Annotated in this window: 20 protein-coding genes; 8 read left to right on the top strand and 12 right to left on the bottom strand. The window is 73.4% G+C overall.

The genetic code is table 11. The annotated features are described in order from the left end of the window. Nucleotides 1–257: 257 nt before the first annotated feature. From ACGFQC_RS17005 to ACGFQC_RS16970, 8 genes are all read right to left on the bottom strand, one after another. Nucleotides 258–686 carry a rhodanese-like domain-containing protein gene (locus ACGFQC_RS17005; protein WP_363091977.1) on the bottom strand — a complete coding sequence of 143 codons (429 nt, stop codon included), beginning with the start codon at nucleotides 684–686 and terminating at the stop codon, nucleotides 258–260. A 23-nt stretch (nucleotides 687–709) separates the two neighbouring features. Beyond that, entirely contained in the window at nucleotides 710–1,249 is a 540-nt protein-coding gene (locus tag ACGFQC_RS17000) for a cysteine dioxygenase (RefSeq protein ID WP_363091958.1), read from the bottom strand. A gap of 83 nt (nucleotides 1,250–1,332) precedes the next feature. Further along, nucleotides 1,333–1,419, bottom strand: a complete 87-nt coding sequence (locus ACGFQC_RS16995; protein WP_356095021.1) for a putative leader peptide — start codon at nucleotides 1,417–1,419, stop codon at nucleotides 1,333–1,335. A 214-nt stretch (nucleotides 1,420–1,633) separates the two neighbouring features. After that, nucleotides 1,634–3,235 (bottom strand): FAD-dependent monooxygenase, encoded by a 1,602-nt coding sequence (locus ACGFQC_RS16990; RefSeq protein ID WP_363091957.1) that lies wholly within the window; start codon nucleotides 3,233–3,235, stop codon nucleotides 1,634–1,636. 175 nt (nucleotides 3,236–3,410) lie between these two features. Next, nucleotides 3,411–4,310, bottom strand: a complete 900-nt coding sequence (locus ACGFQC_RS16985) for an amino acid ABC transporter permease (RefSeq protein ID WP_363091956.1) — start codon at nucleotides 4,308–4,310, stop codon at nucleotides 3,411–3,413. Then, complete coding sequence (locus ACGFQC_RS16980; protein ID WP_363091955.1) at nucleotides 4,307–4,975, bottom strand: amino acid ABC transporter permease; 669 nt, start codon at nucleotides 4,973–4,975, stop codon at nucleotides 4,307–4,309. The genes ACGFQC_RS16985 and ACGFQC_RS16980 overlap by 4 nt, the downstream gene beginning before the upstream one ends. A 132-nt stretch (nucleotides 4,976–5,107) precedes the next feature. Continuing rightward, complete coding sequence (locus ACGFQC_RS16975) at nucleotides 5,108–5,953, bottom strand: glutamate ABC transporter substrate-binding protein (protein ID WP_363091954.1); 846 nt, start codon at nucleotides 5,951–5,953, stop codon at nucleotides 5,108–5,110. A gap of 92 nt (nucleotides 5,954–6,045) precedes the next feature. Beyond that, nucleotides 6,046–6,822: an amino acid ABC transporter ATP-binding protein gene (locus ACGFQC_RS16970; RefSeq protein ID WP_363091953.1), complete on the bottom strand. Its 777-nt coding sequence runs from the start codon at nucleotides 6,820–6,822 to the stop codon at nucleotides 6,046–6,048. A 325-nt stretch (nucleotides 6,823–7,147) separates the two neighbouring features. Between ACGFQC_RS16970 and ACGFQC_RS16965 the strand changes: the two genes are divergently transcribed. After that, on the top strand, nucleotides 7,148–7,831 hold the full coding sequence (locus ACGFQC_RS16965) for a response regulator transcription factor (protein ID WP_363091952.1): 684 nt from the start codon (nucleotides 7,148–7,150) through the stop codon (nucleotides 7,829–7,831). A 9-nt stretch (nucleotides 7,832–7,840) separates the two neighbouring features. Further along, nucleotides 7,841–9,253, top strand: a complete 1,413-nt coding sequence (locus ACGFQC_RS16960; protein WP_363091951.1) for a HAMP domain-containing sensor histidine kinase — start codon at nucleotides 7,841–7,843, stop codon at nucleotides 9,251–9,253. A gap of 187 nt (nucleotides 9,254–9,440) precedes the next feature. Here the strand turns inward: ACGFQC_RS16960 and ACGFQC_RS16955 are convergent, their stop codons facing one another. Continuing rightward, a complete protein-coding gene (locus ACGFQC_RS16955; RefSeq protein ID WP_363091950.1) occupies nucleotides 9,441–10,439 on the bottom strand; it encodes a TAXI family TRAP transporter solute-binding subunit in 999 nt (332 codons plus the stop codon). 99 nt (nucleotides 10,440–10,538) lie between these two features. Between ACGFQC_RS16955 and ACGFQC_RS16950 the strand changes: the two genes are divergently transcribed. Next, nucleotides 10,539–10,946 carry a MazG nucleotide pyrophosphohydrolase domain-containing protein gene (locus ACGFQC_RS16950; RefSeq protein WP_363091948.1) on the top strand — a complete coding sequence of 136 codons (408 nt, stop codon included), beginning with the start codon at nucleotides 10,539–10,541 and terminating at the stop codon, nucleotides 10,944–10,946. A 214-nt stretch (nucleotides 10,947–11,160) separates the two neighbouring features. Here the strand turns inward: ACGFQC_RS16950 and ACGFQC_RS16945 are convergent, their stop codons facing one another. Then, nucleotides 11,161–12,387 carry a cation:proton antiporter gene (locus ACGFQC_RS16945; protein ID WP_363091947.1) on the bottom strand — a complete coding sequence of 409 codons (1,227 nt, stop codon included), beginning with the start codon at nucleotides 12,385–12,387 and terminating at the stop codon, nucleotides 11,161–11,163. Nucleotides 12,388–12,391: 4 nt separating this feature from the next. Further along, the gene (locus ACGFQC_RS16940; RefSeq protein WP_363091946.1) at nucleotides 12,392–12,877 is read right to left on the bottom strand and encodes a TrkA C-terminal domain-containing protein; all 486 of its coding nucleotides are present in this window, start codon (nucleotides 12,875–12,877) and stop codon (nucleotides 12,392–12,394) included. 380 nt (nucleotides 12,878–13,257) lie between these two features. Between ACGFQC_RS16940 and ACGFQC_RS16935 the strand changes: the two genes are divergently transcribed. Both ACGFQC_RS16935 and ACGFQC_RS16930 read left to right on the top strand, forming a co-directional pair. Next, the gene (locus ACGFQC_RS16935) at nucleotides 13,258–14,274 is read left to right on the top strand and encodes a sensor histidine kinase (protein WP_363091945.1); all 1,017 of its coding nucleotides are present in this window, start codon (nucleotides 13,258–13,260) and stop codon (nucleotides 14,272–14,274) included. Nucleotides 14,275–14,350: 76 nt separating this feature from the next. After that, complete coding sequence (locus ACGFQC_RS16930; RefSeq protein ID WP_363091944.1) at nucleotides 14,351–15,022, top strand: response regulator transcription factor; 672 nt, start codon at nucleotides 14,351–14,353, stop codon at nucleotides 15,020–15,022. Nucleotides 15,023–15,073: 51 nt separating this feature from the next. Here ACGFQC_RS16930 and ACGFQC_RS16925 read toward each other — a convergent pair whose 3' ends face one another. Further along, nucleotides 15,074–19,633, bottom strand: a complete 4,560-nt coding sequence (locus ACGFQC_RS16925; protein WP_363091943.1) for a CHAT domain-containing protein — start codon at nucleotides 19,631–19,633, stop codon at nucleotides 15,074–15,076. Nucleotides 19,634–19,697: 64 nt separating this feature from the next. Between ACGFQC_RS16925 and ACGFQC_RS16920 the strand changes: the two genes are divergently transcribed. The 3 genes from ACGFQC_RS16920 (at nucleotide 19,698) to miaB (ending at nucleotide 22,559) form a co-directional block, all read left to right on the top strand. After that, nucleotides 19,698–20,081 carry a hypothetical protein gene (locus ACGFQC_RS16920; protein ID WP_363091942.1) on the top strand — a complete coding sequence of 128 codons (384 nt, stop codon included), beginning with the start codon at nucleotides 19,698–19,700 and terminating at the stop codon, nucleotides 20,079–20,081. A gap of 64 nt (nucleotides 20,082–20,145) precedes the next feature. Further along, on the top strand, nucleotides 20,146–20,958 hold the full coding sequence (locus ACGFQC_RS16915; RefSeq protein ID WP_363091941.1) for a hypothetical protein: 813 nt from the start codon (nucleotides 20,146–20,148) through the stop codon (nucleotides 20,956–20,958). 71 nt (nucleotides 20,959–21,029) lie between these two features. After that, nucleotides 21,030–22,559, top strand: coding sequence for a tRNA (N6-isopentenyl adenosine(37)-C2)-methylthiotransferase MiaB (miaB, locus tag ACGFQC_RS16910; protein WP_363091940.1), 1,530 nt, complete (start codon nucleotides 21,030–21,032; stop codon nucleotides 22,557–22,559). The last annotated feature ends 33 nt before the right edge of the window (nucleotides 22,560–22,592 follow it).

Below are 22,592 nucleotides of genomic sequence, written 5' to 3'. Positions count from 1 at the left end.
AGGCGTGGACTCCTCGCTCCGATGAGTCCTGGAGGATCGCTGCCACGGCGGTCCTTCCCGAGACGCCCGTTCCGGTGCCGTGGCGGGCGACGTTCGCCCGTGAAGGAGCGGCGTCCGGTGCGTGCTCCAGGGGTATCCCCGGCCGGAGGCCCTCGTACTGGACGTGCTCGGGTCTTCGCCGGTGCGGCGAGTGGGGGTCCCCCTTCCGGGGGAGCGTGCCGGGCGTCGCGACGGGGCGAACGCCGTCCGTCGCGGCACTAGTACGTCACCGGCAGCCCCGTCGACCGCCACGCCTGGAATCCGCCCACAAGGTCGGTGGCCCGGCCGAGCCCCAGCCGGTGCAGGGACGCGGCCGCCAGGCTCGACGCGTAGCCCTCGTTGCAGATCACGACGATCCGCAGGTCGTGACCGGTGGCCTCGGGGGCGCGGTGGCTGCCCTGGGGGTCGAGCCGCCACTCCAGTTCGTTGCGCTCGACGACCAGGGCGCCGGGGATCAGCCCGTCCCGCTCGCGCAGGGCCGCGTACCGGATGTCCACGAGGAGCGCCTCGCCCGCGCGGGCGGCCTCGTAGGCCTCCCGCGGCTCCACGCGCGCGTACCCGGCCCGTACCCGCTCCAGCAACTCGTCGATGCCCACGGGCCGCTCGTCCTTCCCCGCGGCACCCTTCGCCACGTCACCGCCCACCACGTCACCGCCTGCCGCGCCGCCGCTCACTGCCAGTCCTCGGGGCGCTCGACCTGCTCCAGGCGCAGCACCTGGCCCGTGCGGCTGTACCGCCGGATCCTCGGCAGGGGTGGATGGTAGGCGTGCACGGAGACCGCGTGCTCGTCGAGGGAATCGTTGAGGACCTCGTGGACGTGGTGGCGTCCGAAGGCGCGGCCCTCGCCGGCCGACAGCCGGCGTTCCCGGTCCACGCCCTCCGACAGTTCCAGGGTCTTCCAGCCGTCCGTGGGCAGCCGCGCGGCGAGCGAGTTCTCCTTCAGCTCGCCGCGGGCGGTGAGGAAGGCGCCCACCGAGTCGGCGTGGTCGTGCCAGCCGGTGCCGGTGCCGGGCGGCCAGCCGATCAGCCAGGCCTCGCTGCCGCCGGGGCCCTCGAGGCGCACCCAGGTGCGCCCTTCCGGGTCCAGGGGGAGCGAGGCGATCAGCGCGGTGTCGGCGGCCGTACGCCGTACGAAGTCGAGGAGGTCCGCCTGCGTGGGCGTGGCGACGGATGCGGACAGAGCGGGGGACGCGGAGGGGAAGACAGACACGGGTACCGTCCTGGGTCGTTCGCGGGAGCGTGCGGCCGCACGAGAGCGCGGCGGCGCGCGCCGGGGGAAGAGGGGGTGCGAATTCAGCAGGACGGACGACACACGCAGCCCGCATAGCGGACGAGGTCCATATGGACCCTCCGCCACAGGCGCGCACAGGTGTCGGTCACGATGGGGAGTAGACCATGCCGGGATGAGCCGGTCAACCGACCGTCACCATGTGGACCGCGGTGTGGCGGTGAGGTGGATCAGCCGATCATCACACCCGGCAGGGGCGTGCGGCACCCCGTCGACGGCGCCGCCCCCAGCCACCTCCCGGTCACGTCACCGGGCCCCGGCTCCCGGTTCCGCCCCCTCTCACCTGGTCTCCTCCGCCGCGGCTTCTCACCGGGCCCCCGCTCCCGCCTCGGCCTCCGCCTCCGCGGCTCCCCCCACCGCCGCCTCGGCCGCCGCGTACAGGTCGGCCGGCCGCACGCCGCTCAGCGCGGTGACCAGGTGTCCGTCGGGCCGGATCAGCAGGACGGTGTGGGCGGCCGCGCCCGGATAGCTCTCGGTGACCAGCAGCTCGGCCGGGCTCGGCAGCGCCGTCACCGCGGCGGCGAGCCGGGGCATGATCCCGGCGCCCACCCAGTGCCGGCGCTCCCAGACGCCGGTGCCCGGCGCGATCAGCAGGACGATCAGGGCTCCCCGGCCGAGCCGGTCCCGCAGCCGCACGAAGGAGCCGTCCTCGGCGGTGACGCGGACGTCCGTGACGGGTGCGCCGGGGGGCGTGTCCACCGGCACCTCCGCCTCCAGGCTCCGGGGCGCGAGCGGGGAGCCGGCGTACGAGCCCGGCGCGCCCAGCTGGCCGCGCCCCAGGTGACCGTCGGTGAGCAGGGCGTCGTGGGCGCGGGTGGCGCCGGGGACGTACGCCCTTATGCCGGGGCCACCGCGCAGTGTCGGCAGGATCTGGTCGGCGGCGCGCAGCCGGGCGGCGACGACCGCGCGCCGCTCCTCCTGGTAGCTGTCGAGCAGTGCCTCGTGCGGGCCGTGGTGCCAGGCCAGAGCCAGCTTCCAGGCGAGGTTGTCGGCATCCCGCAGGCCCTCGTCCAGCCCCTGGGTGCCGAAGGCGCCGAGGAGGTGGGCGGCGTCCCCGGCGAGGAAGACCCGCCCGGCGCGCCAGCGCCGGGCCAGCCGGTGGTGGACGGTGTGGACACCGGTGTCGAGCAGCTCGTACGCCGGGGTGGTGCCGCCGTTCCAGCCCGCGAGGGTCTCGCGGACGCGGGCGACCAGCAGTTCGGGGGTGACGAGGTCCTTGCCGGGCGGCAGCAGCCAGTCCAGGCGCCAGACGCCTTCCGGCAGCGGACGTCCGGCGATCTCCCCGGCGGAGGGGCCGGAGGTCCGCCACGGCGGTGTCCGGTGGAGCAACGCCCGGTCGGCCCAGGGGAGTTCGGTGCGCAGCGCGGCGACGGCGTGCCGCTCCACCGCCGTACGGCCGGGGAAGCGGATGTCGAGGAGCTTGCGGACCGTGGAGCGGGGGCCGTCGCAGCCCACCAGGTGACTGCCGCGCCACCAGGTGCCCTTGGGGCCGCGGGTGTGGGCCGTGACACCGGAGGGTTCCTGCTCGACGCCGTCCAGGCGGCTCTCCACCGCGATGCGGACGAGCCGCTCGCCGGCCAGGGCCGCGCGCAGGGCGTCGGTCAGCAGGTGCTGGGGGATGTGCAGCGGGGCCGGGTCGGCGTCGTCGAACGTGATCTCCTGCGTCACCTGCTTGCGCCGCATCGACCGCCAACCGGCCCAGCGGACGCCCGCCCCGGCGAGCGGGGCGCCGGTGAGCCGCTCGATCAGGGCGGCGGTGTCCTCACGGAGCACGACCGTGCGCGCGAGCCGCGGCTCGTCCTTGCCCGGCCCCTCGTCGAGGACGACCGAGGGCACCTCCTGACGCGCCAGCGCCAGGGCGAGCGTGAGCCCGACGGGCCCCGCTCCGACGATGATCACCGGGTCCACGGCGTGGCGCCCCCTGCCCGTGACGGTGTCCCGAGGGACGTAGGTGAACAAGGGGTAGGAGCAGGGTGCACGATCACAGAACGTATGCAACCCATTGCCACAGCTCGCGTCAAGTGACGGAGGCAGCGGCGCGCACGCCACTGCCTCCGTACAGGTCACACCAGGTGAGTGAGGGTCAGGGCGTCTTGCCCGTTCCGTAGGTGCCGGCGATCGCGGCGGGGTTGTCCTCGACCTCGTCCGGGTCGAGCACCGCGCCCGTGCCGCGCTTGCTGCGGCGCAGCCGGGCCTCCAGCCAGGAGGCGAAGGAGGTGAGGGCGAAGTTGACGACGATGTAGATGAGCGCCACGACGATGAAGCTGGGGACGACGTTGGCGTAGTTCGCCGCGAGCGTGCTGCGGGCGTTGAGCAGCTCGGTGAACCCGAGCAGCACGCCGCCGAGCGCGGTGTCCTTCACGATGACCACGAGCTGGCTGACGATGGCCGGCAGCATCGCCGTGACGGCCTGCGGCAGCAGGATGCTGGTCATCGTCTGGCCCTTGCGCAGGCCGATCGCGAACGCTGCCTCCGTCTGGCCCCTGGGCAGGGAGAGGATGCCGGCCCGGACGACCTCGGCGAGGACCGAGGCGTTGTAGAGCACGAGGCCGGTGACGACCGCGTACAGGGGGCGGTCCTCGCTGCTGATGTCCGAGGAGCGGACGTACAGCTCGTTGGCGAACAGCATCAGCAGCAGCACCGGGATGGCCCGGAAGAACTCGACCACCGCGCCGGCCGGGACGCGCACCCAGCGGTGGTCGGACATCCGCAGGATGCCGAGGAGCGCGCCCAGGGGAAGGGCGATGACCATGGCGAGCGCCGCGGCCTTCATGGTGTTCGCGAGGCCCGGCAGCAGATAGGTCGTCCAGGCCTGGGACGTGGTGAACGGCTCCCACAGGGCCCATTCGAGCTGCTTCTTGTCGTCCATCTTCTGCCACACCCACCACAGGGCCAGGGCGAGCAGTGCGAAGAAGACGACGGACAGAAGGACGTTGCGCCGTTTGGCGCGGGGCCCGGGGGCGTCGTAGAGGACCGAGCTCATCGCTTCACCGCCAGTCGCTTGCCGAGCCAGCCGAGCAGCAGGCCGGTGGGGAGGGTCAGGACCACGAACCCGAAGGCGAAGACCGCGCCGATGGCCAGTGTCTGGGCCTCGTTCTCGATCATTTCCTTCATCAGGAAGGCGGCTTCGGCCACGCTGATGGCGGCCGCCACGGTGGTGTTCTTGGTCAGGGCGATCAGGACGTTGGTCAGCGGGCCGATGACCGAGCGGAACGCCTGCGGCAGGATGACGAGCCGCAGCGTCTGGCTGAAGCTCAGCCCGATCGCGCGTGCCGCCTCGGCCTGGCCGAGGGGCACGGTGTTGATGCCGGACCGGATCGACTCGCAGACGAAGGCCGCCGTGTAGGCGGCCAGGCCGAGCACCGCGAGGCGGAAGCCCTGCAGGGCGAAGTCGTCGGACGCGCCCATCGTCATGCCGAAGATGTCGGCGAGGCCGAGCGAGGTGAAGACGATGATGACCGTCAGAGGGATGTTCCGGACGATGTTGACGTAGGCGGTGCCGAACCCGCGCATCAGCGGGACCGGGCTGACGCGCATCGCGGCCAGCAGGGTGCCCCAGACCAGGGAGCCGAGGGCGGAGAAGACGGTCAGTTTGACCGTCATCCAGAACGCCGCGAGGACGTCGTAGCCTTCAAGAAAGTCGAACACGATCTCCCGCGCTTCCGGGTGTGTGGCGTACGTGGAGGGCGTGGCGCGCCGTCCGCCGTGATCGCGACGACGGACGGCGCGCCCGCGGAACCCCACGCCGGGCGCGGGATTCCTGAGGCGGCGGGTGCCGGGTTACTTGACGATGACGCCGATCTTCGGGGCCTCTTCGTTCTTGTACTCGGCCGGGCCGAAGTTCTCCTGGACGGCCTTCTTCCACGAGCCGTCGCTGACCATCTTCTCCAGCGCGGCGTTGATCTTGTCGACGGTGGCCTTGTCGCCCTTCTTGACGCCGACGCCGTAGTTCTCGTTCGAGAGCTTCTCGCCCACGAGCTTGAACTGGCCCTTGTACTTGTCCTGCGCGGCGAAGCCCGCGAGGATCGAGTCGTCGGTGGTCAGCGCGTCGACGGAGCCGCTCTGGAGGGCGGCGATGCACTCCGAGTAACCGGAGTTCTGACGCAGGTTGGCCTTCGGGGCGATCTTGTCCCGGACGTTCTGCGCCGACGTCGAGCCCGCCACCGAACACAGGTTCTTGCCGTTGAGGTCCGCACCCTTGGCGATCTTGGAGTCCTTCTTCACCAGCAGGTCCTGGTGGGCCAGCAGGTACGGGCCGGCGAAGTCGACCTTCTTGGCGCGCTCGTCGTTGATCGAGTAGGTGGCCGCGATGAACTTGACGTCGCCGCGGGCGAGCGCGTTCTCGCGGTCGGCGCTCTTGGTCTCGACGAACTGGATCTGGTCGGGCTTGTAGCCGAGCTCCTTGGCCACGTACGTCGCCACGTCCACGTCGAAGCCGGAGAAGGAACCGTCGGGCTCCTTCAGGCCGAGACCCGGCTGGTCGTACTTGATGCCGATCTTGATCTTGTCGCCGCCGCCGCTGGAGCCGCCGCCCGTGTCGTTCTTGTCGTCGGAGCCGCAGGCGGTGGCGGTGAGGGCGAGGGCGAGGACGGCGGCCGAGGCGGCGGAGACCTTGCGAAGCTTCATGATCAACTTCCTTTGGGTGATGCCTTCGATGAAGGAGAGGTGCGGGCCGTCGAGAGGCGGGTGACGCTGGTCGCGGGGCGCGCGGGGCGCCGTCAGTGGTGCAGGATCTTGGACAGGAAGTCCTTGGCGCGGTCGCTGCGCGGATTGCTGAAGAACTGGTCCGGCGCAGCCTCTTCGACGATGCGGCCGTCGGCCATGAACACCACGCGGTTTGCGGCCGATCGTGCGAATCCCATCTCGTGGGTGACGACGATCATGGTCATGCCGTCCCGGGCGAGCTGCTGCATGACCTCCAGCACCTCGTTGATCATCTCCGGGTCCAGGGCGGAGGTCGGCTCGTCGAAGAGCATCACCTTGGGGTTCATGGCCAGGGCGCGCGCGATGGCGACGCGCTGCTGCTGGCCCCCGGAGAGCTGTGCGGGGTACTTGTCGGCCTGGCTGGCCACGCCGACGCGGTCGAGCAGAGCGCGCGCGTTCTCCTCGGCCTTCTTCTTGTCCGCCTTGCGGACCTTGATCTGGCCCAGCATCACGTTCTGCAGCACGGTCTTGTGCGCGAACAGGTTGAACGACTGGAAGACCATGCCGACGTCGGCGCGCAGCCGGGCCAGCTCCCTGCCCTCCTGGGGCAGCGGCTTCCCGTCGATCGTGATCGAACCCTCGTCGATCGTCTCCAGGCGGTTGATGGTGCGGCACAGCGTGGACTTGCCGGACCCGGAGGGTCCGATGACCACGACGACCTCACCGCGCTCGATGGTCAGATCGATGTCCTGGAGAACGTGCAACGCGCCGAAATGCTTGTTGACGCTCTTCAGGACGACCAGTTCGCCGGGTGCGGCCGCGTCTTCCTTGGCCACCGATACTTCGGTCATCGCTTTCGGGCTCCGTCCTCCTCGGTTTCGGAGGACAGTAGTGACCAGTCACGATCAACGTCATTACATCTGAGGGGAATCTGAGCATCACGATCCGATAGCAATCGGACACGTGTCGTAGCGCCGGGGACCCGGGTCCGTATCGGGCGGATAACGGAAGCCTCGCGCGACCGGAACCCACTTGACGGCGTCCTCGTCCATCAGCGTGACTGCCATGGTGCACGCGCGCGTGCACCATGCTTTTCGCCCACCGAAACCGTACGCCTGGGTCGTACGACTTTGTACAGAACCAGATGGTACGCCCGATGAACCGGAGGAGGCCGGGATGAGACTGCTGCTCGTCGAGGACGACAACCACGTCGCCGCCGCGCTGTCCGCGGTCCTGAAGCGGCACGGTTTCGACGTCACCCACGCGCGGAGCGGCGAGGAGGCCCTCCAGGCGCTCGTCCCGGAGGGCCCCGGCTTCGGGGTCGTCCTGCTCGACCTCGGCCTGCCCGACCAGGACGGCTACGAGGTCTGTGGCAAGATCCGCAAGCGCACCGCCACCCCCGTGATCATGGTGACGGCCCGCTCCGACGTGCGCTCCCGCATCCACGGCCTCAACCTGGGCGCCGACGACTACGTGGTGAAGCCGTACGACACCGGTGAGCTGCTCGCCCGCATCCACGCCGTCAGCCGGCGCACCGTCCCCGAGGACGCGGCGGCCGCGGGGGACGGCGAGCTGCTGCTCGGGCCCGTGCACATCGAACTGCCCACCCGGCGCGTCACCGTGGAGGGTGCCGTCGTCCAGCTGACCCGCAAGGAGTTCGACCTGCTGGCGCTGCTCGCCCAGCGCCCCGGCGTGGTCTTCCGGCGGGAGCAGATCATCAGCGAGGTGTGGCGCACCAGCTGGGAGGGGACCGGACGGACCCTGGAGGTGCACGTCGCCTCCCTGCGCGCCAAACTGCGCATGCCGGCCCTGATCGAGACCGTGCGCGGCGTCGGCTACCGGCTCGTGGCTCCGGCCTAGCGGGGACCGTTGCGCACACGTCTCCTGCCGCTGCTCATCGTCCTGATGGCGGCCGTGCTGCTCGCGCTGGGCGTGCCGCTGGCGGTCAGCGTGGCCGGCGCCGAGCAACAGGACGTGGTCGTCGACCGCATCGACGACACGGCACGGTTCGCCGCCCTCGCCCAGTTCGTCACCGCCCCGACCGGCGTCTCCGACCCGGTCTCCGCGACCAACGACGAGCGGCGCGGGACGCTGATGCGCGAACTGGTCAACTACTACGACGTCTACGGCATTCGTGCCGGTGTCTTCTACGGCAGCGACACCCCCATGGCCCACGCGCCGAGGGACTGGTACCTCCCCGAAAAGGGCGAGGTGCGGGACGCGTTCGAGGAGGCCCTGCTGAGCCGGCGCAGCCACGACCCCCAGCAGGTGTGGCCCTGGCAGCGCAACCGGCTCGTGGTGGCGTCCCCGGTGATCCGGGACGGTGACGTCGTCGCGGTCGTCGTCACCGACTCGCCCACCGGGGCGATGCGTTCGCGCATCCTGCACGGCTGGCTGGTCATCGGCGCCGGCGAGATCGCGGCGATGCTGCTCGCCATCGGGGCGGCACTGCGGCTGACCGGCTGGGTGCTCAGGCCCGTGCGGGTCCTGGACGCCACCACCCACGACATCGCCACCGGCCGCCTGAAGTCCCGGGTCGCGGTCGCGAGCGGTCCGCCGGAACTCAGACGGCTGGCCCGGTCGTTCAACGAGATGGCGGACAACGTCGAGGACGTGCTGGAGCAGCAGCGCGCCTTCGTCGCCGACGCCTCGCACCAGCTGCGCAACCCGCTCGCGGCGCTGCTGCTGCGCATCGAACTGCTCGGCTACGAACTGCCGGAGGGAAACGAGGAGATCGCGTCCGTCCAGAGCGAGGGCAAACGCCTCGCCCAGGTCCTGGACGACCTGCTCGACCTGGCCCTGGCCGAACACACCCAGGCCGACCTGCGGATCACCGACATCGGCGCGCTGACCGCCGAGCGCGTCGCCGCCTGGGCACCCACCGCCGGGGCCAAGGGCGTCCGCCTGACCGGTGACTGCCCGCCCACCACGGCCTGGGCCGACCCTGTCACGCTCTCCAGCGCCCTGGACGCGGTGATCGACAACGCGGTCAAGTTCACGCCGGAGGGCGAACGCGTCGAGGTGACGGTCGCCGTCGACGGCGAGGCCTCGACCGTCGTCGTCACCGACCACGGTCCCGGTCTCACCGACGAGGAGCTCCAGCGCGTCGGCGACCGCTTCTGGCGCAGCGGCCGGCACCAGAACGTCAAGGGCTCCGGCCTGGGCCTGTCCATCTCCCGCGCCCTGCTCGCGGCCGGCGGCGGCACGATCTCGTACGACCACCACGAGCCCACCGGGCTGAAGGTGACGGTGTCCGTGCCCAGGTCGAGGCCGGTGGCCTGAGACCGGCCCCGCGGTCCGGCGGTCCGGCGGACCGCGGTGGTGCCGGTCCGGCGGTGGCCGGGCGGGCCCCGAGGCGGCGTCGGGCCCCGCTCGGACCGGCGGACCCGTGGTGGTGCCGGTCCGGCCGGAGCCCGACGGTGACGGCGGCGTCGGTGACGGCGTCGATCCGGTTGCGGTGTCGGCCCCGCTAAGGCTTGACGGAGCGGTAGTAGCGCCGGGCGCCCTCGTGCAGGGGGAGGGGGTCGGTGTAGATGGCCGTGCGCAGATCGACCAGCTGCGCGGAGTGCACGTGCCGTCCGATCCCGTCGCGGCTCTTGATCACGGTCCGGGTCAGCCACTCGGTCAGCCTGGGGTCCACGTCCGTGCGGGTCACCAGCAGGTTGGACACCGCGATCGTCGGCACCGTGGAGCCGTTCTGGATGATCGGGTAGGCGGACTCGGGCATGTTGGTGGCCCGGTAGTAGCCCGTGGCGTCGTCCTGCTGGTGCATCTTGGCCACCAGCGCGGCGTCGATCGGCACGAACCGGAAGGTGAAACCGTCGGCCAGCCTCTCCAGCCCGGCCGTCGGCACCCCGCCGGACCAGAAGAACGCGTCGATCTTCCGCTGCTTCAGCCGTTCCGGGCCGGTGTCTATGCCCTCCGACACGGCCCTGATGTCCTTCGCCGGATCCACGCCCGCCGCCCTGAGGACCCGCTCGGCGATCAGCCGCACCCCGGAACGGGGCAGCCCGGTCGCGACCGTCCGTCCCTTCAGGTCGGCCACGGTCCGCACGTCCGAGTCGCGCGGCACGACCAGCTGCACGTAGTCGTCGTACAGCCGGGCGACCCCGCGCAGGCGGGCGACCGCGTCGCGGTGTTCCCGCTCGTACGTCTCCACCGCGTCGGCCGCGGCGATGGTGAAGTCGGCCTGCCCGGTCGCCACGCGCGCGACGTTCTCCTGCGAACCGTTGCTGGTGGTCAGGTTCACGTCCAGGTCGGGCATGTCCTCGGCCAGCTCGGTGCGCAGCCGGCTGCCGTACTCGTGGTAGACGCCGCTCGTGGTGCCCGTGCTGAAGGTGATGGTGCCGCTCGGCGGGTCCTCACCCAGCGGCAGCAGCCACCACAGCAGCAACCCGAGGACGACGACGGCGGCGACCGCGCCCTGCACGGCCCGGCGCCCGCCGGCGGGAGGGAACACCTTGGACATGCGCGCGATCCTGCCAGGTGGGGCGGCGAACTGGCCAGGGCGGGGCACACCGGGCGGCGCCCGCAGGGACTGTCGGTGGCCGTCGATACAGTCGGTCGCATGAGTTCTTCGCCCGCCGACCTGGTCCGTCAGTTCCACCTCGCCTTCGGTCTCGACGCCCGCAGCACGCCGACGGAGGTGCCGGCCGGCCTCGCCGCGCACCGCGGGGAACTGCTCGCCGAGGAGGCCGCCGAGGTGGCCGAGGTGTCGGTGGACGGGCCCCTGGACCGCCTCGCGCACGAACTGGCCGACGTCGTCTACGTCGCGTACGGCACGGCCCTGGTGCACGGGATCGATCTCGACGCGGTGATAGCCGAGATCCACCGCTCCAACATGACCAAGCTCGGTCCCGACGGGCAGGTCGCCCGCCGGGCGGACGGCAAGGTCCTCAAGGGCGAGCACTACGAGGCACCGGACGTGTCGGCGGTGCTGCGCCGCCAGGGGTGGGTCCCCGGCGGCGCGGCCTGACGGTCCTCGGGCGTGCGTGGGGCGTCGTCGGCCGGAGGCAGGCGGCGCCCACCGGCCGTGGGCCGGCAAGCGCGTCCCGCGGCCGGTGGCGAGGCTCCCCGGCCGGCGCCGGTCTCCGTGGTGGGGCCCGCCCTCACGTGACCGCTGTCGGGGACCCGCACCCAGGCGACCGGCACCCGTGGTGCGGCGCGCCCCGTGGGCGCCGTCCCGTTCCTCAGTCGCCCACCGGCGTCTCCGCGCGCGTCTCGGCCGCCGGCTCCGGCGACGGGGTCCGGCGCGCTTCGCGCAGACGGGTCCAGCGGGTCGCCAGGGGTTCCGTGTAGCGGGCGGTGAGCGGGCCCAGGACGACCAGGATCAGGACGTACGCCGTCGCCAGCGGACCCAGGGACGGTTCGATGCCGGCGGTGACCGCCAGCCCCGCGATGACGATGGAGAACTCCCCGCGGGCCACCAGGGCGCCGCCCGCGCGCCAGCGACCCTTGACCGAGATGCCGGCGCGCCGCGCCGCCCAGTGCCCGGTCGCGATCTTCGTCGCGGCGGTCACGACGGCCAGCACCAGGGCGGGCAGCAGGACCGGAGGAATGCTGGCGGGATCGGTGTGCAGCCCGAAGAACACGAAGAAGACGGCCGCGAACAGGTCCCGCAGGGGACTCAGCAGGGTGTGCGCGCCCTCCGCCACCTCACCGGACAGCGCGATGCCGACCAGGAACGCGCCGACCGCCGCCGACACCTGGAGCTGCTGCGCCACTCCGGCGACCAGGATCGTCAGCCCCAGGACCACGAGCAGCAGTTTCTCCGGGTCGTCGCTCGAGACGAACCGGGAGATGACCCGGCCGTAGCGCACCGCCGCGAACAGGACGAGCCCCGCCGCGCCCAGCGCGATCGCCAGGGTCACGCTGCCGGCCGCCAGCCCCACGCCGGCCACCAGCGCGGTGACGATCGGCAGGTAGACCGCCATGGCCAGGTCCTCCAGCACCAGGACGCTCAGGATCACCGGCGTCTCCCGGTTGCCGACCCGGCCCAGATCGCCCAGCACCTTGGCGATCACCCCGGACGAGGAGATCCAGGTGACGCCCGCCAGCACCACCGCCGCCACCGGGCCCCAGCCCAGCAGCAGCGCGGCGGCGGCACCCGGCAGCGCGTTGAGGGCGAAGTCCACCAGGCCGGAGGGGTAGTGCGCCTTGAGGTTGGAGACCAGGTCGCTGGCCGTGTACTCCAGGCCGAGCATGAGCAGCAGCAGGATGACGCCGATCTCGGCGCCGGTGGCCACGAACTCCTCGCTCGCCCCCAGCGGCAGCAGCCCGCCCTCGCCGAAGGCCAGGCCGACGAGCAGGTAGAGGGGGATCGGCGAGAGCCGGAAGCGGGCGGCGAACCGGCCGAGCAGTCCGAGGGCCAGGATGATGGAACCGAACTCGATCAGCAGGACCGCGGAGGAGTGCACCGGTTCACTCCCGACCGAGGATCGCCGCGGCCGCGTCCACGCCCTCGCGGGTGCCGATCACGATGAGGGTGTCGCCGCCCGCCAGCCGGAAGTCCGGCGTCGGCGAGGGGATCGCCTCGGCCCGCCGCAGCACCGCCACGATCGACGCGCCGGTCTCCGTGCGCATCCGGGTGTCGCCCAGCAGCCGCCCGTTCCAGTGGGACGTCGCGGCCACCTCGACGCGCTCGGCGACCAGCCCGAGGCCGGTCGTGTACAGCAGGTTCGCGCTGTGGTGGGACGGCTTCAGCGCGTCGATCAGCGAGCCCGCCTCGGCGCCGGAGAGGCGCAGCGACTGGGCACAGGAGTCCGGGTCGTCGGCCTGGTACACACTCACCGTCCGGGTTCCGTCACGGTGGGCCACCACGGACAGGTGGCGCTGCTCCCGCGTCACGAGGTCGTACTGGACGCCGATGCCTGGCAGCGGCGTCGTCCGGAGGCGTGGAGCGGACACGGTTTCTTCCCCTTGAGGTCGTGGACGGTCGATGTCGGTGCTGATGCCGGTGCAGATGCCCTCGCGGTACCGGTACCGGCCCGCGAGGGCGGTGACCGGTGCCGGAGCGGCCCTCGGGACCGTCGATCATCAGTGCGCCGACACGCCATGCTGCCATCCCGCCGTACGGTGACGACATGGGTGTCGTCACGGATGGACAAGGCCGGCGCAGGACGCAGATGCTGGTCAGGGCGGTGCCATGGTCCCGGACGCGCCGGCCGGGCACGGCCCGGCCGGCGCCGGGGAACCGGCCGACGACGAGGACCGGGGGAGCAGGGAGATCCGGGAGAGCCGTGGGAGCCGGGGGAGCCGGGAGAGCCGGGAGAGGAGGAGGCGCACACATGTCGTTGTTCTGGCGGATCTTCGCCCTCAACGCCGTCGGCCTGGTGGTGGCCGCCGCGCTGCTCCTGGGCCCGGTCACCGTCTCCACGCCCGTCCTGCCGGCCGAGGCGTTCGTCGTCGTGGCGGGTCTGGCCTCGCTGCTGGCCGTCAACGCGGTCGTACTGCGCGTCGGGCTGGCCCCGCTCGGGCGGCTGGGCCGGGCCATGGGCGACGCCGACCTGCTGCACCCCGGCGCCCGTGCCGTCGTCTCCGGCCCGGTCGAGACGGCCGAGCTGATCACGACGTACAACGCCATGCTCGACCGGCTGGAATCGGAGCGGGCGACCAGCGCCGCCCGCGCGCTGTCCGCCCAGGAACGCGAACGCCACCGCATCGCCCGCGAGCTGCACGACGAGGTCGGCCAGACCCTCACCGCCGTACTCCTCCAGCTCAAGCGCGTCGCCGACCGGGCCCCCGACGACCTGCGTGACGAGGTGGGACAGGCGCAGGAGGCCACGCGCGCGGGACTGGACGAGATCCGCCGGATCGCCCGCCGTCTGCGCCCCGGGGTCCTCGACGAACTCGGCCTGGTCAGCGCCCTGCGCTCGCTCGCCGCCGAGTTCACCACCCACGGGCTGACGGTCCGCCCCGACCTGCGGCCCGGCCTGCCCCCGCTGACCGAGGAAACCGAACTGGTGCTTTACCGGGTCGCCCAGGAAGCCCTGACCAACACCGCCCGGCACGCGGGCGCCGACCGCGCCGAACTCCGTCTGCGTCCCGTCGCCGACGGCGTCGAACTCCTCGTACGGGACAACGGCCGCGGTCCCGGGCCGACCGCGGGGGAGGGGGCCGGAGTCCTGGGGATGCGGGAACGGGCGCTGCTGATCGGAGCGGCGTTCACCTTCGGACCCGGCCTCGGCGGCGGGACCGCCGTACGCCTGCGGACCGCGCCCGCCGCGGCCGCGCCGCCCGTCACCGCGCCGTCCGCCGTTGCTCCGCCCACCGCCGCGCCGCCCGCGGGAGGCGGCCTCCGGTGATGGGGGTCCGTCCGCCCCGGCGCGGGTCCTCGCGGCTCAGCCATCACGCCCGCCCCACCGTCCCCGGAGGCCGCCGATGACCGACGAGTCCGCACCGACCCGCGTGCTCCTCGCCGACGACCACACCCTCGTGCGCCGCGGAGTGCGGCTCATCCTGGACGGCGAACCCGACCTGACGGTCGTGGCGGAGGCGGGAGACGGGGCCGAGGCGGTCGAACGGGCCCGCGCGGGGGACATCGACCTGGCCGTCCTGGACGTGGCCATGCCGAGGATGACCGGTCTCCAGGCGGCCCGCGAACTCTCCCGGCGGCTGCCCGGCCTGCGGATCCTGATCCTCACCATGTACGACAACGAGCAGTACTTCTTCGAGGCCCTGAAGGCCGGCGCGGGCGGGTACGTGCTGAAGTCCGTCGCCGACCGGGACCTCGTCGAGGCGTGCCGGGCGGCCGTGCGCGACGAGCCGTTCATCTACCCGGGCGCGGAGCGCGCGCTCGTGCGGTCGTACCTCGAACGGTTGCACCGCGGCGCCGGCGTGGACGGTCTGCCCGACCGGCCCATCACCGAGCGCGAGGAGGAGATCCTCAAGCTCGTCGCCGAGGGACACACCTCGAAGGAGATCGGCGCGCTCCTGTTCATCAGCGCCAAGACCGTCGAACGGCACCGCGCCAACCTCCTCCAGAAGCTCGGCATGCGCGACCGCCTGGAACTCACGCGCTACGCCATCCGGGCGGGTCTGATCGACCCGTGACCCTGCCGCCGGTCCGGCCCCGTCCAAGCCGCTGTCCCGTGTTCCATGCGTTCACGCGCCCGCGTGCACGTACGCCGCCCAGACGTGCGGGCGTCGCGGCATCCGCTCGCGCAGGGCGCGGACGCCGTGGTGCAGGGCGAGGGCCGGGTCGTGTGCCGGTTCCCCCGTGGCCCGGCGGTAGAAGTCGCGGGTGACGTGGTCGGCGTGCGTGCTGTCGATCTCCCAGAGCGTGCCGACGGCGGTCGGGAAACCGGCGAGCAGGAACGCGCTGGTGATGTGGATCGCCTCGTCGCTGAGCCGCTCGGAGGCGCGGGCCGTACCGCAGGCCGCGAGAAAGGCGAGGCGCGCCGCACCCGGACGCGCACGGCAGACGTCCAGGACCGGTAGCGACTCGCCGCTGGGCAGGTGCAGCAGGGCCCCGGACGGTGCCGCGGGGTCGGTCGCCGCGTGGCAGCCGAAGTGCGCCCAGGCCGCGCCGCCCAGCCCGGCCAGGACGGCCTCCCGGGTCGCGGCGGCCCCGATCAGCGGCTCACCCGCGCCCAGGAGGCCGGCGGCGTAGCGGGTGGCGGCCGCGACACCGGGCAGCTCCTCCTCGGGGGAGGCGACCAGCAGCGCGCCGCCGCCGTCGGCCGGGCCGCGCCGCTCCGCCCGGTCGCGCGCGTAGGCGAGGGTCTGGAAGCCGGGTACGTACGACGACACCACGGTGTCCAGGGCGGCGCCACAGCCCTCCAGGTCGCAGTCGGACCGGGTGCACTGGGCCGCGTGCAGCGGCAGGGCGTGGAAGGCGCCCGTGGGCACCCACCAGATCCGCGGCCACGGCCCGTCCCCGGGCACCGGGCCGACGACGCCGACATGTTCCAGGACGGGGCGCACGATCCCGTGCCAGGCCCACGCCAGCACCTCGCGGACCTCCGCGCCGGCGCCGATCAGCTCGGCCGGGGAACTCCTCGACGTTCCTTGCGCGTTGATGACGTCGACGGCCTCCCGCAGCCGCCGGGCCGCCCCGGTCACCTCCTCCGCCGACGGTTCGAGGGCCAGGGCCGTGATCGAGCGTTCGGTCACCACGACGGCGTGGCACAGCTGTCGCGCGTGGTTGAGCACCACCACCGGGCCGTCCGCCGCGAGGGCGCGCAACCGCTCCGCCCGGAGCGGGCGCAGGAAGCCGTCGAAGCCCGGCCGGTCGCGGATGCTGTCGACCAGCCCGTCGAGGGCACGCGAGGTCCGGAGCTTGTCGAGCCGGTCCCGCTCGGCGTCGCCGGGAGCCACCGGCGGGCGCTCGGCGGCGAGCAGCCCGGTCAGCCGCTCGAACTCCTCCGCCAGCTCCGGATGGGCGGACCGCAGCTCACCGAGGTCGGCCCGCGCCTCCATCCGCCGGGACAGCAGCAGGCCACGACCGCGCTCCAGGAGCTCGGCCACCCGGTCGACATCGGGACCGGCCACGACGCGCTCTGCCGCGGAGAGGTCGGGCAGCGACTCCGGCGGGCGGCCGTCCCGCTCGACCGCGGCGGCGATCTCCTTCAGCTCCTCCAGCCGCCTGTCGAGCCGGGCGGAGCCGTCACGGACCAGGACCGCCGTGAGGATCAGCTCGACGATGCCCCGGATGTCCCCCTCGAACTGCCTCAGACCGTGCTCCGCGGACTCCTGGCCGCTGCCCCGGTCGGTGATGCCCGGCAGCACGTCGACGGCCGCCTCGAGATGGGAGAGCGCCAGGTCGATCCGTGGCCGGGGCCTGCCCAGCGCGCCCGCCGCCGCCCCGATCTCGCCGTGCGCCCGGAACAGGGCCGGAATCCTCGGATCGCGCAGCGAGGCGGGGTCGGCCACACCGGCGAGGCGATGGCGCAGCGGCGCCATCATCGCCTCGAGGACGCCCGGCAGAGAGGTCGCCGCCGCTGTCTCGGGGGGAGCCTGCTCCGAGGTGACCGGGGGCAGCCTGCCGCCGCCGGTGACGCCGATGGCGATCATGGTCACGAAGGGGCGCATCGAGTCGGCCCAGCCCGCGGGGGCCTCCGGCGCGACGGCGTCCACCAGGTGGGCCGCCTCGGCGACGAGGCTCCGCGCGCGCTCCGGTTCGCTCCCCCGCAGGGCGAGGGCGCGCATGCCCAGCACGCGCATCAGCGTCATCGTGGTCAGGACCCGCGTCCGGGGGTCGGCGGCCGCGTCGTGCCTGCGGCGGCACCGGTCGACCAGGTCGTCGGTGACGTCCGTCTTCGGACCGCCGCCCGGTCCGACCGTCTCCAGCAGGTCCAGGTAGACGTCGCTCATCATGTCGAGATCCGGGGCGCCGGTCCGTGACGGTCCGGTCCGGTCCGTTTCGCGCTGCGGCGTTCCGGTCTGCGGCGTTCCGGTCCGATGCGCTCCTGCCTGGGGCGTCCCGCTCCGCCGTGCCCCGGTTCCCGCCCCGCCGTCGGCGGGCGCGCGCATCCGCCGGGCCGTCTCGCGGGCCCGGTCGAGCTGGTCCGGATCCTGGCCGAAGAGGTAGAGCTGCAGGGCGTTGTGCAGTTCGGTGTGGGCCGTCATGAAGGCCTGGGCCGTGTCGCTCGCGGGTGCGTGCGGTGATGCGGCGTGCGCCCCCGCAGTTCCAGGCGCCTCCGATGCCTGCGCCGCCTCCGCCCCCCTCTCCGCCCCCGCCGACGCCGGGGCGGACGTCGCCGCGAGGAGCACGGCCGCCTCGCGCGCGGCCTCCGTGTCCATCCGGGTGGCCGATACGACCGTGAGCGCCTGGGCGAGCACCGCGTCGACGGCCGGGGGCAGGTCCGAGGCGTGCGCGCGGGCGTACCGCAGCAGCGGAACGGCCTCTTCCAGGAGAGCGGGATCGCCCAGGTGGGCGGCCTGTGCGGACAGCGCGCTGCCGAGCGTCGCGGACAGGTGCGCCCGCTGCTCGGAGTCGTCCTCGGCGAGCCCCTCGAGGAGCTCCCGCAGTACGGCGATGTCGGAGTCGAGGGTGTCGGGGTCGTCCAGGCCGACGTCGGCCAGGCGGGACAGCCGGGACACCGCACGGGCCAGCTCGGGGTCGGACCCGCCGTCGGGCTCGCCGGTGAGGACGGTCGACGCCGCGACGGCGAGCGCGGCCTCGTGACCGCCCTTGCGGAGCAGGCCGGGCAGCGCCGCCCCGTCCGGAGCCGTGGCGGCCACCTCCTCGGCCAGCACGCGGGCGTCCGCGTCCAGCCGGCCGGCCGCCCGGTCGGAGCCGGACTCCCGCACCTGCCGGGCCCGTAGCCCGATGAGGGCGGCCAGTACGGCCACGCACGCGTACCGCTGCGGTGCGTCGGCGGGCACCCCGGCCAGCGCGGCACGGTACCGGGCGATCCGCTCGTCGGAGAGTCCGTCGACGCCGCCCTCGGAGAGCGCCGACATGACGCCGAGGGTCTCCAGCGTGATGTCCGGGGCCTCGCCCCGCCGTGCGGAGCCGTCCCGGAGCCGGTCGAGCAACGGGCCGAGCGACACCCCCGTGCCGTCCTCGCCGCCTTCCCCTGCGTCCGGCTGCCCCTGCGCCATCCGGCGGAGGACGCGGACCAGCTCGAGGCGCTCCCGGTCGGCGTCGCCCAGAGAACCCGTGTCGACGGCGTCGAGGACGTCCACCGCCTCCCGCGCGGCCGCGGCGTCGCCCCGCTCCTCGGCGAGCGCGGCGAGCGCCTCGCTCAGGGCCACCGTGACGGCCAGGTGGGCCGGATGACCGGCGGGAGCGTGGCCGAGAGCCGCGCGCAGCCGTCGTACGGCGCAGGCGATGCGTGCGGCGTCGTGCTCCCGGGCTCCCGCCTCGGCGACCGCTGCCCCGATCCGCAGGTCCGGCAGGCCCGGCCAGGCGGACGGCTCGGCGCGCAGCGCGCGCAGGAAGCGCAGCCCCTCCGTGCCCTCCGGGTCGAGGGTGCCGGCGGGGGCCGCCGCCACCAGCCGTTCGACATCGGCGAGCGAGGGCTCACCGAGCAGCCGGGCCGCGTCCACGACCGTCCTCAGGGCGAGGGCGGCCGCGTCGGGAGCGGCCGGGCCGAGGAGGTCGGGGCGGAGGGCGGGCAGCCGTTCGCACACCGTCCGCGCGTGCCGGGCCGCGGCGGCCAGCGCGTTTGGCTCCGCGTCCAGCCGGAACCGGATCAGTTCGAGGTCGAGGGCGTGCACCGCCAGCTCCACGACCCCCTCGTGCTCCCCGGGCAGCAGGTCCCGGGCCGTGTCCGACCAGGCCAGCGCCCGCTCCAGCGCGGCCCGCCGGCCGGAGTCGGAGCCGTCGGGTCTCTGGAGCGCCTCGGCGTGGGCGGAGCCGGCGAGGTGGGCGAACCGGGCCTCCAGGGCCGGATCGGCGGGGTCGTGGGCGTCCTCCAGGACCGGCGGGAAGCGGACGTCCCGCGGGACGCGCGGCCGCAGGAAGCCGAAGGTACTGACGGCGATCGTCATGTTCTGCCGGATGTCCGGATCGTCGGGGCCCAGATGCCGGAACCAGAACGTCCAGAAGACCGCGGCGACCGCGTCGAGGTCGACGGCCTCCTCGGGGGAGGGCGTCGCCGCACGCAGCAGCGCGAGCGCGTCGGCGACCGCCGCCGGCTCGCGCAGGGGCGCCGGGTCACGGCTGTTCTGCGCCGCCAGCAGACGGGCCACGACTTGTTCACGAAGTTCCGTCATCCCTCCCATAGTGCTGTGGGTTAACGTCAGGAGGCAGCGTTTTCACGGTAGTTGAGGGGGAGCGGTGGGGCACGGGGCGAAGGCGCAGAGGCTGTACGAGGATGCCGTCGCGTACGTGTGCCGCAACGCCGGCCCGCTGCGCGAGCTGATCGGCCCCGCCCACTGGGACGCCCCGTTCGCCGTCGTCCGGGACGGCGACCCGTCCGCGCAGTCCTGGCGGGACGCCGTACGCCTGCTGCACGACGCGGCCGAGACGGCCGGGATCCCCGGCGGACTCGGCCTGCGCTCCACGATGGGCGTGGGCGACTGGCCGTCCGCCCCCGCCCCGCGGTCGACCGGCTGGGTCTGCCCGACGGGCCGTTGCGCGCGCGTGGACCTGCACGAGGAGAGCGCCCCCGGCACGGGCGTGTGCGCGCTGGCGGACGCCCCGATGAGACGCGTGGACTGACGGCGGGCACAGAGGAGCACGGCACTGCGGGCGCACGGCGACACACAGGGGACGGGCTGAGACGGTGGCACTGCTTCTCGAACTCCAGAGGCGCATCCCCGACGGATGGTTCCTGCGGCGGCTGCTGCCCGCCCTCCTGTTCGTCGTCGTGGCCCTCGTGGGCGGCGGGCAGCTCGGCCACCGCCACTGGGACGACATCGCACTCGCCCGCGACCGGATCGCCGGCGCCCTGCCGCTGAACGGCGGGCTCACCGCCGGCGGCGCCGCCACGCTCGTCCTCGTCGTGCTGGCCGCGGTGGCGGTCGGGCTGGCGGTGCCCCTGGCCGCCGACGCGGTCGGCGCACTGTCCGCGGGGGCCTGGCCCTGGTGGCTGACTCCCGTGGCCCGGCGGCTCACCCGGTGGCGGGTGAGCCGCTGGACCTCTCCCGAGGAGATCGGCAGGGAGGCCGTGCGGGCCCGCGCGGCCGGGCACGAACTGCGCGCCGCCCGGCTCGACGCGCGCAGGGTCCGCGCCGCACCGGTCAGGCCGACCTCGCCGACCTGGTCGGGCGACCGGATCCGCGCCGCCGAACAGAGCGCCAGGACACAGGCGGGAACCGATCTCCCCGGTGAGTGGACCAGGCTCCTCCTCGAAGTGCCGGACGCCTCCCGCGCCGCGCTGGGCGAGGCCCGCGACGCCTACCAGGCGGCCTGCGAGGCCCTGGTCTGGAGCGTCGCCTTCACCGCCGTCGGCCTCTGGTGGTGGCCCGCCGGCCTCGGCGGGACCGTCCTGTGGCTGGTCTCCTGGCGCACGCTGCGGCGGGCCGCGGACGGGCTGTGCCACACGGCCGAGGCGGTCGTCGCACTGCGGCGGGCCGCTCCGGCGCCGCCCGCCTGAGCGCGGCCGTCACCTTCGCGGGCCCCGGAGCACCGGGCAGGGGGCTGTCCGGGACCGCCTACCCTTGAGCCATGACCAGCAGCAGCGACCGGAGCCTCGCAGTGGACGTTCCCGCACCCAAGAGCTACGAGATTCGCACCTACGGGTGCCAGATGAACGTCCACGACTCCGAGCGATTGTCCGGGCTGCTCGAAGACGCCGGCTACGTGCGCGCCCCCGAGGGGTCGGACGGTGACGCGGACGTCGTCGTCTTCAACACGTGCGCCGTACGGGAGAACGCCGACAACCGGCTGTACGGCAACCTCGGCCGCCTCGCGCCGCGGAAGGCCTCGCGGCCCGGCATGCAGATCGCGGTCGGCGGCTGCCTGGCGCAGAAGGACCGCGACACCATCGTGAAGAAGGCCCCCTGGGTCGACGTCGTCTTCGGCACCCACAACATCGGCAAGCTCCCGGTCCTGCTGGAACGCGCGCGCGTGCAGGAGGAGGCGCAGGTCGAGATCGCCGAGTCCCTGGAGGCGTTCCCCTCGACGCTGCCCACGCGCCGCGAGAGCGCGTACGCGGCCTGGGTGTCGATCTCCGTCGGCTGCAACAACACCTGCACGTTCTGCATCGTCCCGGCTCTGCGCGGCAAGGAGAAGGACCGCCGCACCGGCGACATCCTCGCCGAGATCGACGCCCTGGTGGGCGAGGGCGTCAGCGAGATCACGCTGCTCGGCCAGAACGTCAACGCCTACGGCTCCGACATCGGCGACCGGGAGGCCTTCAGCAAGCTGCTGCGCGCGTGCGGGACGATCGAGGGCCTCGAGCGCGTGCGGTTCACCTCGCCGCACCCGCGCGACTTCACCGACGACGTCATCGCCGCCATGGCCGAGACGCCGAACGTGATGCCGCAGCTGCACATGCCGCTCCAGTCCGGCTCGGACACCGTCCTGAAGGCGATGCGCCGCTCCTACCGCCAGGAGCGCTACCTCGGGATCATCGAGAAGGTCCGCGCGGCCATCCCGCACGCCGCGATCACCACCGACATCATCGTGGGCTTCCCCGGCGAGACCGAGGAGGACTTCGAGGAGACCCTGCACGTGGTGCGTGAGGCCCGGTTCGCCCAGGCGTTCACCTTCCAGTACTCCAAGCGGCCCGGCACCCCGGCCGCCACCATGGAGAACCAGATCCCCAAGGAGGTCGTCCAGGCGCGCTACGAGCGTCTCGTCGCCCTTCAGGAGGAGATCTCCTGGGAGGAGAACAAGAAGCAGGTCGGCCGCACCCTGGAGCTGATGGTCGCCGAGGGCGAGGGCCGCAAGGACGGCGCCACCCACCGCCTCTCCGGCCGCGCCCCCGACAACCGCCTCGTCCACTTCACCAAGCCCGACCAGGAGGTCCGACCCGGCGACGTCGTCACGGTCGAGATCACCTACGCGGCCCCGCACCACCTCCTCGCCGAGGGCGCCGTCCTCGACGTGCGCCGCACGCGCGCGGGTGACGCCTGGGAGAAGCGCACCGCGGAGAAGGCGGCCGAGTCGGCCGGCGTCATGCTGGGCCTGCCCAAGGTCGGCGCCCCCGCGCCGCTCCCGGTGGCCGACGGCAGCGGCTGCGGCCGCGACTGACCGGGGCTCCGCCCGTCCCGCACCACGCGGGCC

Source organism: Streptomyces sp. NPDC048734 (genome assembly GCF_043198675.1).
In the GTDB taxonomy this organism is placed as follows: domain Bacteria; phylum Actinomycetota; class Actinomycetes; order Streptomycetales; family Streptomycetaceae; genus Streptomyces.
Note: the sequence above shows the minus strand (reverse complement) of the source record. Positions and strands in the feature narration are given on the sequence as shown.

What these genes read in the sequence shown, in the direction of transcription:
- ACGFQC_RS16970 (WP_363091953.1), bottom strand. Translation starts at nt 6,822, where the DNA reads ATGACCGAAGTATCGGTGGCCAAGGAAGACGCGGCCGCACCCGGCGAA.
- ACGFQC_RS16925 (WP_363091943.1), bottom strand. Translation starts at nt 19,633, where the DNA reads ATGACGGAACTTCGTGAACAAGTCGTGGCCCGTCTGCTGGCGGCGCAG.
- ACGFQC_RS16965 (WP_363091952.1), top strand. Translation starts at nt 7,148, where the DNA reads ATGAGACTGCTGCTCGTCGAGGACGACAACCACGTCGCCGCCGCGCTG.
- miaB (WP_363091940.1), top strand. Translation starts at nt 21,030, where the DNA reads ATGACCAGCAGCAGCGACCGGAGCCTCGCAGTGGACGTTCCCGCACCC.
- ACGFQC_RS16930 (WP_363091944.1), top strand. Translation starts at nt 14,351, where the DNA reads ATGACCGACGAGTCCGCACCGACCCGCGTGCTCCTCGCCGACGACCAC.
- ACGFQC_RS16955 (WP_363091950.1), bottom strand. Translation starts at nt 10,439, where the DNA reads ATGTCCAAGGTGTTCCCTCCCGCCGGCGGGCGCCGGGCCGTGCAGGGC.
- ACGFQC_RS16950 (WP_363091948.1), top strand. Translation starts at nt 10,539, where the DNA reads ATGAGTTCTTCGCCCGCCGACCTGGTCCGTCAGTTCCACCTCGCCTTC.
- ACGFQC_RS16935 (WP_363091945.1), top strand. Translation starts at nt 13,258, where the DNA reads ATGTCGTTGTTCTGGCGGATCTTCGCCCTCAACGCCGTCGGCCTGGTG.
- ACGFQC_RS16975 (WP_363091954.1), bottom strand. Translation starts at nt 5,953, where the DNA reads ATGAAGCTTCGCAAGGTCTCCGCCGCCTCGGCCGCCGTCCTCGCCCTC.
- ACGFQC_RS16985 (WP_363091956.1), bottom strand. Translation starts at nt 4,310, where the DNA reads ATGAGCTCGGTCCTCTACGACGCCCCCGGGCCCCGCGCCAAACGGCGC.